The organism is Synechococcus sp. R6-10, from assembly GCF_047461815.1.
Classification (GTDB): Bacteria; Cyanobacteriota; Cyanobacteriia; order Thermostichales; family Thermostichaceae; genus Thermostichus.
In genome coordinates this window covers 1-10,605 of record NZ_JANSHW010000224.1, presented here as the reverse complement: position 1 = coordinate 10,605, position 10,605 = coordinate 1, and the positions used below count along the sequence as shown (strand labels likewise).

General features: G+C 61.1%; 10 protein-coding genes and 1 pseudogene. 4 read left to right on the top strand and 7 right to left on the bottom strand.

The features are described from left to right. Positions 1 to 304, bottom strand: a pseudogene (locus NW837_RS07115) (hypothetical protein); the annotation flags it as partial. Positions 305 to 444: 140 nt separating this feature from the next. Here NW837_RS07115 and NW837_RS07110 point away from each other — a divergent pair. After that, the gene (locus NW837_RS07110; RefSeq protein ID WP_414330206.1) at positions 445 to 1,647 is read left to right on the top strand and encodes an argininosuccinate synthase; all 1,203 of its coding nucleotides are present in this window, start codon (positions 445 to 447) and stop codon (positions 1,645 to 1,647) included. A gap of 92 nt (positions 1,648 to 1,739) precedes the next feature. Here NW837_RS07110 and ahcY read toward each other — a convergent pair whose 3' ends face one another. After that, a complete protein-coding gene (ahcY, locus tag NW837_RS07105; RefSeq protein WP_414330203.1) occupies positions 1,740 to 3,020 on the bottom strand; it encodes an adenosylhomocysteinase in 1,281 nt (426 codons plus the stop codon). A gap of 94 nt (positions 3,021 to 3,114) precedes the next feature. Between ahcY and ruvX the strand changes: the two genes are divergently transcribed. Both ruvX and NW837_RS07095 read left to right on the top strand, forming a co-directional pair. Then, the gene (ruvX, locus tag NW837_RS07100; RefSeq protein ID WP_414330201.1) at positions 3,115 to 3,627 is read left to right on the top strand and encodes a Holliday junction resolvase RuvX; all 513 of its coding nucleotides are present in this window, start codon (positions 3,115 to 3,117) and stop codon (positions 3,625 to 3,627) included. 140 nt (positions 3,628 to 3,767) lie between these two features. Then, the gene (locus NW837_RS07095) at positions 3,768 to 4,985 is read left to right on the top strand and encodes an NAD(P)/FAD-dependent oxidoreductase (protein WP_414330198.1); all 1,218 of its coding nucleotides are present in this window, start codon (positions 3,768 to 3,770) and stop codon (positions 4,983 to 4,985) included. Here NW837_RS07095 and proC read toward each other — a convergent pair. The 5 genes from proC to speB all read right to left on the bottom strand — a co-directional run bounded on the left by proC (position 4,982) and on the right by speB (position 9,579). Further along, entirely contained in the window at positions 4,982 to 5,785 is an 804-nt protein-coding gene (gene proC, locus NW837_RS07090) for a pyrroline-5-carboxylate reductase (protein WP_011433348.1), read from the bottom strand. The two genes, NW837_RS07095 and proC, sit on opposite strands and share 4 nt — an antisense overlap. Before the next feature lie 5 nt (positions 5,786 to 5,790). Beyond that, on the bottom strand, positions 5,791 to 6,369 hold the full coding sequence (locus NW837_RS07085; protein WP_414330208.1) for a cell division protein SepF: 579 nt from the start codon (positions 6,367 to 6,369) through the stop codon (positions 5,791 to 5,793). A 578-nt stretch (positions 6,370 to 6,947) separates the two neighbouring features. Next, positions 6,948 to 7,631 carry a YggS family pyridoxal phosphate-dependent enzyme gene (locus tag NW837_RS07080; RefSeq protein ID WP_414330197.1) on the bottom strand — a complete coding sequence of 228 codons (684 nt, stop codon included), beginning with the start codon at positions 7,629 to 7,631 and terminating at the stop codon, positions 6,948 to 6,950. 103 nt (positions 7,632 to 7,734) lie between these two features. Beyond that, positions 7,735 to 8,583 carry a prohibitin family protein gene (locus NW837_RS07075; RefSeq protein WP_011433345.1) on the bottom strand — a complete coding sequence of 283 codons (849 nt, stop codon included), beginning with the start codon at positions 8,581 to 8,583 and terminating at the stop codon, positions 7,735 to 7,737. Between the two features lie 72 nt (positions 8,584 to 8,655). Further along, positions 8,656 to 9,579, bottom strand: coding sequence for an agmatinase (gene speB / locus NW837_RS07070; RefSeq protein WP_414330196.1), 924 nt, complete (start codon positions 9,577 to 9,579; stop codon positions 8,656 to 8,658). Positions 9,580 to 9,772: 193 nt separating this feature from the next. Between speB and NW837_RS07065 the strand changes: the two genes are divergently transcribed. Continuing rightward, the gene (locus NW837_RS07065) at positions 9,773 to 10,525 is read left to right on the top strand and encodes a DUF561 domain-containing protein (RefSeq protein WP_011433343.1); all 753 of its coding nucleotides are present in this window, start codon (positions 9,773 to 9,775) and stop codon (positions 10,523 to 10,525) included. Positions 10,526 to 10,605: the final 80 nt, after the last annotated feature.

Here is a 10,605-nt window from a genome sequence, read left to right as displayed (position 1 = left end):
TCTGCACCCCCCCTCGCATGGCATGGCCTGCCGCTGCCACCCCTCCCAGGGATCCGCCCACCACCACCAGCTCGCACTCCCAAATCTCGTCCGGCTGCGGCAAGGGATCCAACAAGGGCCAACCGTGGGCGGTAAAACGGGGCACCTCCGGCTCGGAGACGGCAACAGGGGATCCCACCTCTGGCTGGGAGAGGGCGGCAAACCCCATCCCGGCCACAAAGCTCAGCAGCGACAGGATCCCCAGCCCCACAGTTCGCTTGGGCTCAGATCCCCGGCACGCCGCAGCCGTCTTTTTGCCAGCCATGCTCACTCACACCCCCGGCCTTTCCCCGGCAGGAGAAATCCCCTTGAGAATAGCTGAGGAAACCGACATTGAGGCCAGCCAGGATCCCTGCCACAGGGCATAATGGGCTAGCAACTTTTTAACGGCAACGGCGGGATCCCATGGGACGGGCAAAGAAGGTGGTATTGGCCTATTCAGGCGGGGTGGATACTTCCGTCTGCATTCCCTATCTCAAGCACGAGTGGGGGGTGGAATCGGTGGTGGCCCTGGCAGTCGACTTGGGGCAGGGGGCGGAGCTGGAGGCCATTCAGGCCAAAGCCCTCAGGGCGGGGGCAGAGCAATCTCTGGTGCGGGAGGCTGTCCAGGCCCTCATTACCGACTATGCCTTCCCGGCCATCCAGGCCAACGCCCTCTACGAGCAGCGCTACCCTCTCTCTACGGCACTGGCCCGACCCCTGATTGCCAAGCTGCTGGTGGAAGTGGCGGAAGAGGTGGGCGCCGATGCGGTGGCCCACGGCTGCACCGGCAAAGGCAACGACCAGGTGCGCTTTGATCTGGCTATTGCTGCTTTAAATCCCCAGCTCAAAGTGTTGGCCCCCGCCCGCGAGTGGGGGATGACCCGCGAGGAGACCATTGCCTATGGGGAGCGCTACGGGATCCCCATGCCCGTGCAGAAGTCCAGCCCCTACAGCATCGACCTCAACATTTTGGGCCGCAGCGCTGAAGCCGGCATCCTAGAAGATGCCGACCGGGAGCCGCCGGAGGAAGTGTATGCCCTCACCCGGCCTATTTCCCAGACACCCGACGAGCCCGCCTACGTGGAGATTGAGTTCGAGCAAGGGATCCCTGTCGGGGTGGATGGGCAGCGCCTCAGTCCCAAAGCCCTCTTCGAGCAGCTCAACTCCTTAGCTGGCCTGCATGGGGTGGGCCGCATCGACATGATTGAAAACCGCCTGGTGGGGATCAAGTCGCGGGAGATCTACGAGTGCCCTGCTCTAATGGTCTTGATCCAAGCCCACCGCGAGCTGGAAAGCCTCACCCTCACCCGCGATGTCATCCATTACAAGTACGGCATCGAGACCACCTACAGCCAGTTGATCTACAACGGCCTTTGGTACTCGCCGCTGCGGGAGGCTCTGGACGCCTTTATCCGCGCCACCCAGAAAAGCGTCACCGGTGTCGTGCGGATGCGGTTGCACAAGGGCCAGGCGGTCTGTGTGGGCCGTCGCTCCCCTTATTCCCTCTACAACCCCGAGCTGGCCACCTACGGGGAAGGGGATCAATTCGACCACCGCGCCGCCGAAGGCTTTATCTACATCTGGGGCCTGCCCACCCGCGTTTGGTCGCAGGTTCACAGAATCTAGGAATCCCCTCCTGGCTCGAGGTTGGGGGGAGCACGCTAGCCCTGCTGCTTGGGATCCCAGACTCAGCTCCCGATTGAATTCCCAAAACCCACTTAAGTCCCGGCAGTCCACGTGTTGCCGTACTCGATCTGCTCTGGAGTGAGGCTGTCGATTTGGATCCCCATGGCCTTGAGCTTGAGGCGGGCGATGGCCTCGTCCACCTCGAGAGGAATGGGGTGAAGCCCTGGGGCCAAGCGGCCCCGGTTTTTCACCAGGTATTCGCAGGCCAGGGCCTGGTTGGCAAAGCTCATGTCCATGACGCTGGCGGGGTGCCCTTCGGCAGCAGCCAAGTTAATCAGGCGGCCTTCCCCCAGCACCACCACTGACTTGCCCGACTGCAGACGGTATTCTTCCACAAAGGGGCGCACCGTCTGTCGGGAGACCGACCGCTCCTGCAGCGCCACCAGGTCGATTTCAATGTCAAAGTGGCCGGCGTTGCAGACCATCGCCCCATCCTTCATGCGGTCGAAGTGCTCGCCGCGAATCACGTGCTTGTTGCCGGTGACGGTGATGAAGATGTCCCCCAGAGCAGCGGCTTCTTCCATCGGCATCACCCGGAAGCCGTCCATCACCGCCTCCAGAGCCCGCACCGGGTTGACTTCCGTGACAATCACCTGGGATCCCATGCCGCGGGCCCGCATGGCCACTCCCTTGGCGCACCAGCCGTAGCCAGCCACCACCACCGTCTTCCCGGCCAGAAGGATGTTGGTACAGCGCAGGATCCCGTCCAGGGTGGATTGGCCAGTGCCGTAGCGGTTGTCGAACAGGTGTTTGGTCTCGGCGTCGTTGACGGTCATCACCGGGAAGCTGAGCACCCCCGCCTTGAGCATGGCCCTAAGGCGCACCAGGCCAGTGGTGGTCTCTTCCGTGGTGCCGATGAGCTCCGACAGTTGCTCCTGACGGTGCTGCACCAGCTCCGCCGTCACATCTCCACCATCGTCGATAATCAGGTTGGGGCGGTGATCTAGGGCAATCTGGACATGGCGGCGGTAGGTGGCCACATCTTCTCCTTTGAGGGCAAACACCGAAATGCCATGGTCCGCCACCAGGCTGGCGGCCACATCGTCCTGGGTGGAGAGGGGATTGCTGGCAATGAGGACGCTATCCGCCCCCCCTGCTTGTAAAGCCAGGGCCAGGTTGGCCGTTTCGGTCGTGATGTGGCAGCAGGCCACCAAGCGCAGCCCGGCCAAGGGCTTTTCTTGGGCAAAGCGCTCCCGGATCTGGGCCAGCACCGGCATCTCCCGCGCCGCCCACCCAATCCGCTGCTTGCCCAGGGGGGCGAGGCTCAGATCTTTCACTTCATGCTTCGGGAGAGACAGGGTAGCGCTAGTCATCGAGTGTTGCTCCAAACAGGGTCATCGAGAGAGGATAGGGGAACGGAAACTGCAAGCCCCAAAGGGGGCCAGGCAGCCATAAAGATCAGCAAGGATGTCGATAAGCCTGAACTATTCTGCCACAAGGGATCCCCTTTCAGCGCTGGGGCTGGATGTAGGCAACCGCCGCATTGGCGTGGCCGGCTCCGACCGGCTGGGGCTGCTGGCTACTGGCCTGGGGGTGATCCAGCGCCGTTCCCTCTCAGAGGATATTGCCCAAGTGCAGGAGTGGATCCGCCGCCGCCAGGCCACCGTGGTGGTGGTGGGGATCCCCCTTCTGGCGGATGGGTCGGTGGGATCCCAGGCCCGCAAAGTCCAGCGGTTTGTGCGCGCTTTGCAGGTGGCCGTGGATCTTCCCGTTGTTACCGTCAACGAATACCTGAGCACCGTGCAGGCGGAGTGGGACCTGCGCGAGGCGGGGATCCCGGCCAAAGCCCAGAAGGGCTTAATCGATCAGCAGTCGGCGGCGGTAATTCTCCAAACTTGGCTGGACGAGCGACGGGCTTCCCTGTCAGAAGTGCCGGCTTGGCAAAGCTGGGGCAACAAAGACTACGCTGGAGAAGTCTAGCCGGGAAAGTTTAAATCAATTCAAGCCCAAGGTGGGCCATCCCTCGTTGCCCCTTCTGCATCAGCAGGGTGTGATTGTTAAGTCGGGGCCTTTCGCGCAACTTTGATAACGTCTGATAACGTCACGTGAACCATCCGAGCATGAATCGCATTTGCATTCTTGGGGGCGGCTTTGGCGGGTTGTACACAGCTTTGGAACTGAGCCGGCAACCCTGGTCAGAGCCACCCCAGATCACCTTGGTCGATCGGCAGGAGCGGTTCGTCTTTGCCCCCCTGCTTTATGAGCTGCTCACCGGAGAAATGGAAGACTGGGAGGTGGCCCCCCGTTTTCAAGATCTGCTGCCCCCGGGATCGGTGCAGTTTCGCCGGGGATCCGTCCGGGCTATCGACCCTCAAGCCCGCCGCGTGGAGCTGGAAGATGGGCAAAGCTTGGAGTACGACGCGCTGGTGCTGGCGCTGGGGGGAGAAACCCCTCTGGAGAGCGTTCCGGGAGCGGCGGAGTTTGCTTTTCCCTTTCGCACCCTGGCAGATGCCCAGCGGCTGCGCGCCCACCTGAAGGCGTTAGAAGAGCGGGATCCGGCTCAGCCTGTGGCTCTGGCCATTGCAGGAGCAGGGGCCAGTGGCGTGGAACTGGCCTGCAAATTGGCGGATCGGCTGGGCTGGCGGGGACGGATCCGCCTCATTGAGTTGGGATCCCAAATCTTGTCCGGCTTTGCTCCCTCCAGCCGGGAGGCGGCCCAAGAGGCGCTGGCCCAACGGCGGGTGCAGGTGGAGTTGCAAACCAAGGTCTTGGGCATCGAGGCCCTTAACGAGAACGGCGCCCCTCCCTTCCGTCTGCAGCTCCAGCGACTGGAGAGCCAGGAGATCGCCACAGATCTTGTGGATGCTGTGCTGTGGACTGTCGGAACCCGACCGGCAGCGGTGATTGCCAATTTGGATCTGCCCAAAACGGAGCGGGGACGGCTGCAGGTTTTGTCCACCCTACAAACCCCCACCTTCCCAGAGATCTTTGCCTTGGGGGATGCAGCGGCGGTGGTAGATGCGGAGGGACAGCCGGTGCCGGCCACAGCCCAAGCGGCTTTTCAACAGGCCGGTTATTGCGCCTGGAACCTGTGGGCTTTGCTCACCCAGGAGCGGCCTCTCTTGCCCTTTCGCTACTTTTCCTTGGGGGAAATGCTCAGCCTGGGGGTGGATACGGCGGTGCTTTCTGCCCTTGGCGGCCTCACCCTGACCGGCCCCCTGGGCTATTTGGCCCGGCGAACTGCCTATTTGGTGCGCCTGCCCACACTGGAACACCAGCTCAAGGTGGGATGGAATTGGATCACCCGCCCCCTGTGGCAAGGGCTGCTGGCCCGCTAGGATCCCTGTAACTGGCAAGAGCGCTCGTAGGCCGCTCGCACTGCCTGCATCAGGGCTCCCCGCACCCCCGCCTGCTCCAAGGCTTGGATCCCGGCAATGGTCGTCCCCCCTGGACTGGTGACCCGGTCTTTGAGAACGGCAGGGTGCAGATTTTCTTGCTGCAAGAGGGCAGCAGTACCCGCCAAGGTCTGCAGGGCCAACTGGGTAGCAATGGGACGCGGCAGCCCCACCTGTACCCCTCCGTCGATCAGCCCTTCCAGAATCACCGCCAGATACCCCGGCCCGGAACCCGAAAGTGCCGTCACCGCATCCATCTGGCTTTCGGCCACCGTCACCACCTCGCCCACCGCGCGAAACAGCTTCTCCACCTGCTCCACCTGCATAGGCGTCACCCCTGGCCCGTAGCTGATGGCCGTTATGCCCGCCCCCACCAGCGCCGGCGTGTTGGGCATCGTGCGCACCACCTTTTGTTTGGGAAAAGCCTGCTGCAACTGCTGCAAGGGGATCCCGGCCATAATCGAGATCACCAGCTCTGTGGCGGACAGCCGGCCCATCTCAGCCACCACTGTCGGGAAGAGCTGCGGTTTAACGGCCAGAAACAGAATCTCAGACTCTCCCGCCTGGGATGGATCCGCCAACAATCGGATACCCAGCTCCTGCTGCAGGGCCACAGCCTTATCCAGATCAGGCTCCCGCAAGGCCACCTGCGCTGCGGGATAAACTCCCACAGCTACCCAACGCCGCAGCAGGGCGGATCCCATGGCTCCACCCCCGATAACACTCAGCAGCGGTCGCTCCATAACGACTAGTGCTGACCTACTGCCTGCAGATGCTCATAGGTGCTGGGCCAGAGGGGGGTAGGGCTTTGCAAAGGGCGCTGCAGCGGCTGCACCACTTGGCTACTGGGGGTGGAAACCATCACCGTGCTGGGGGTGAACAAAAAAATGTTTTCGCCAATGCGCTCTTGGTGGCCATCGATGGCGTAGGTGCCGCCGGCAACGAAATCCACAGAGCGCTGCGCCTCAGCGGGATCCATCAGGGTCAAGTTCAGGATCACCGTCTTGCGCTCCCGTAGGTACTGGATAACCTGAGCCATCTCATCGAAGCTGCGCGGCTCCATCACCACCACTTCACTGGTGGGTGGGTTTACGCCCGGTAATCCAATCACGTTGCTCCCCATACTGCCCCCTGCTGAGCGATCCCGATGCTGACTGCGCCGATGGCCCCGCGACTCTTCTCGACCGGCAGAGCCCTCCCCCGCTTCCACTCCCCGTTGCCGCCGCCCCCGCGGAAGGGTACTCGTCGTTTCCTCCTCTTCAGGGGGAGCAGCCGGTTGGGAACGGCGTCCCTCGTAGAGCAGTTGGTAATCATCCTGCCCTTCCATTTCAGGGTACTCCTCCAGGCCGTCCACGGGATCATTCAGACCCACAAAATCTCTTACCCTGCTCCAGATTCCATTGACATTCATATGCACATCCTCACTACAGGTCATGGGTTTACGGCGAGCGTAGGATTCAGGCTCTTGATTGGATCCTGAGTGGCTCACTCAAGCTAGGGGGCGTCCTTTTATTCTCGGTCAAAGTCTTTCAATAGGCTGAGACAGGGTTTGCTCAGAAAGCTGCCGAAGCGAGTGGGGGCTAACGCAGGTTAACAAAACCCCATTGATTCGACGACTAGAGTTTACCCAGAAGAAGTGAAGATGTCATCTCACTTGCCAAGCCGTTGTTTGGCAGGATTGAACTCTGCTCCCCGTCTGGATTGAGCCCACGTTAACGGAAGTAACGCAAATGATTACAAATTTCCCCAAAATTTCCCCCATAGGGCAAATCCTGGGCGGGATCCCCCCGCTTTTGATCGAGCCAAGCCGAACTCTCGCCCCAAAGGTACCCCGCAGGGCGACTCCGGAGTTCGCGGCTTTACACAAAATTTAATCACAATTTAACGGCTTCACAGAGGTCACATCTATTCCTGCTCGGCGTCGGCAAACAAAGCGCGCCCCAGCCGGATCAAGTTAGAGCCTGCTGCCACCGCCAGGAGGTAATCGTCGGACATGCCCATGGAGAGGGTGTGCACCTGCAGATGTTCATAGCCGCTGCGCTGGATGTAATCGGCCAGTTCGGCCAGCTTGCGAAACAGCTCTAGGGCCGCCTCTGAGCTCAAGCCCAAAGGCAAAATGGTCATCAGGCCCACAATTTGCACCTGCAGCAGTTGGTTCAGTTCGGGGAGGCTCTGCAACAGATCGGGGATGAGCCAGCCGAACTTATTGGGATCCGGAGCCAATTTAACCTGCAGGCAAAGCTTGGGGGTGAGGTGCAGCTCCCAGGCTTTTTGGTTGATCAGCTTGGCCAGGCGCAAGCTATCGACGCTGTCAATCCAGGCAAATTGCTTGAGGGCCGGTTTGACTTTGTTGGTCTGCAGATGCCCGATCAAGTGCCAGACGATATCGGTCAGATCTTGCAGTTGCCCTTGTTTGACGGCGGCCTCTTGCACTCGACTCTCCCCAAAGTGGCGGATCCCAGCCCGATAGGCGGCGCGGATGTGGTCGGCACTGTAGCCTTTGCTCACTGCCATGATCTCCACATGGTCTGGGATCTGGGCTCGGATGGCCTGAATGCGGCTGTGGATGAGCTGCTCGTCAAGGGGCATCGTCAGGTCAGCAGGCCGGGGATCTCTATCCCCATTCTCGTTCCAATTGGCAACAATGCTCTGGGATAGATTTTTGCAGAACCCAGAGCCAACGGGCTGTCCGCTACCGCTGCCAGGGATCCGGTCGGGAGATGATCACGCGGGTGCCGGGCGCCAGTTTGCGCGCGTAGTCCAACTGCACCACTTCTGGGTTTTGCTTCAGGGCTTCCCCCTGGAGGCGAATGGCTTGGGCTTCTCCTTCTGCCAGGATCACCAATCGTTGTTTTTCCAGCTCTGCTTTTTCCACGAGGAAGCGTTCCCGCTCTTTCTCTTGCTCGGCAATTTGCTTTTGCTCGATGGCCGTTTGGAATTGGTCGGAGAAGCGGACATTGCGCAGCAGCACGTTTTGCAAGATCAGGTCATTCTCAGCAAAAATGCTGGAGAGCTGCCGCTCCACATTTTCCTGGATCTGCTCGCGTTCTTCCGAGAAAACGGCGATGGCGCGGTGCAAAGCCAGTTCATTGCGCACCACCGTCCGCACCTCTGGGCGAATCACTTTGTCCACGTAGGAAGGGCCAATGGTCTGGTGCAGGTGGGCCACTTGGTCGGGATCCAAGCGAAAGCGCACCGAGACATCGAGGGAGATCTGCTGGCCGTCGGCGCTGAGCACTTTCAACGCATCATCCCCCTGGTTTTCGGAGCGTTGGGAGGCCATGGTGTAGGTTTGGGTGCGCACGTCGTAGAAGATAGGCGTTTCCACCAGCGGCAGCAGGAGGTGCAGCCCTTCTCCCAGCGGCTGCGGCTTCAGCCCCGTCAGGGAGTTGAACACCACGGCCCGTGTGCCGGCAGGCACCACCACCAAGCACTGCAGCAAGGTGGCCAAGAGGATCAGCAGCAATGCCCCACCCACCAAGGGAATCCAGGACAAAGCGGGAAGTTCAAAAGCAGGACGACGGGGGTGGGCCGATTTCACAGGTGTGTTACCCAAAAACCTAAAGAACTCGAACAGGTGCCCCGGGGATGGCCGGCCAAGCTCTTCTTGAGCTTAACCCAAGGCCGCAGCCAAGATCTGATAGGCCAGTTTGGCGACCGTGAAGGCGCTGCGGCGATCGGTTTCCCGTTCCCCGGTGACCGACAGCTCGACCACATCGGCGCCGATGATTTGCCGTTGCTGTCCTAGTGCCCGAATCAGCTCCACCGTCTCCCACCAGCCCAAGCCGCCAGGTTCGGGGGTACCGGTGGCTGGCACAACAGCGGGATCCAGCCCATCCACATCCACCGTCAGGTAAACCTGGGGGCCCAAGGTGGCAATCACCTCTGGGATCCACTCCTGGGCTGGCTTGGTGTGCAAGCTGTGGGCAAAAAAGGTGTGCAGACGGCGCTCGCGAATGGTCTGGCGGTCTTCGGCGCAGATGGAGCGGATCCCCACTTGGGTGAGGCGGCTGCCCACTTGCTCCACCACGCGGGCCATGGCAGAAGCATGGGAATAGCGGGATCCCTCGTAGCTATCTCTCAGGTCGCAGTGGGCATCGATTTGCAGGACGTGCAGCTCCGGATAATGGGCCAGGTGGGCAGCAATCAGGGGCCCGCTGATGGAGTGCTCCCCACCAATGGAAAGCAGGAACCGCCCCGGTCTCACCCACTCGGCAGCGCGACGCTGGATTTCGGCCATAGCCAGCTCCTGGGCGGAAGATCCCAGACCTTCCAACTCCACCGGGGGGGCCGTCCAGTAGCGGGAGATCTCTTCCGAGAAGTCGGGGTGAAGAGCTGGCTGGCGATCCCGTACCTCGTCGTAGATCTCCACATAGGCAGAAGCCTGCAACAGCGCCTGAGGGCCTTTGGCGGTGCCTTTGCCATAGGAGGTGGTGGCCTCGTAGGGGACGGGCAGGAGAATTGCTTGGGCCATCTCCGGATCCGGCTCAGGCAGGCCCAGGAAGGGGAAGGAAGAGCGATACATGATGGCTTGCAAGAAGGGATCCCTATTCTATTGAATCTATTGAAGAATTGTGGTGAGCCAAAAGGACTGGGATGATGGGGTAAAGAGGGACCATTGTGGGATTGAGGCAAACCCTCTAGACTGAGCAAAGGCTTCCCCAAGCCCAGTTTTAGCAGCCGTTTGTTTTCACTCCTCTTAGACTGCCTTTCCACAAGCTGACGAGCCTATGACCACTGCCTCTCACGCTGCTCTTTTCGACGCTCTGGCCCAACGTCGGGCCCTCAAGATCATCAGCGGTCTACAAAACTTCGACCTGCAGTCGGTTCTGAGCATCACCCGCGCCGCCCAACAGGGAGGGGCCACTTGGGTGGATATCGCTGCCAGCCCCGAATTGGTGCAGCGGGTACGCGCCCAGATCGATCTGCCCATCTGTGTGTCGGCGGTGGAGCCGCAGCAGTTGGCCGCAGCCGTACAGGCAGGAGCAGACATGGCCGAGATCGGCAATTACGACAGCTTCTACCCTTCAGGCCGCATCTTCTCCGCAGCGGAAGTCCTAGACCTTACCCGCCGAACCCGCTCTCTTCTGCCCCGCACGCTCTTGTCGGTAACCGTTCCCCACACTCTGCCTCTGAATCAACAGGCAGAATTGGCCGAGAAACTGGAGGATCTGGGAGCCGATCTCATCCAAACCGAGGGCAGCACCAGTGCCGAGCCGGTTCACGGGGGATCCCTGGGCCTGATCGAGAAGGCTGCCCCCACCCTGGCCGCCGCCTATGAAATTAGCCGTGTCGTCTCGGTACCGGTTATCTGCGCTTCCGGCCTCTCGACGGTAACAGTGCGCTTGGCCATTGCTGCCGGCGCTTCAGGTGTAGGGGTGGGCAAAGCTGTCAGCCGGCTCCAGGATGAAGTGGCCATGGTGGCTCAAGTGCGGGCATTGGTGGAGGCCTTGGGAGGATCTCGGATCCCTGCCCTTGTCTAGGTCGATGTGTAAACTACCCGGCCCTGACTGCTTCGCAGTACGGGGCGGGCTTTCGGTAGCCCTGCAGTTGGCAAGCCAAC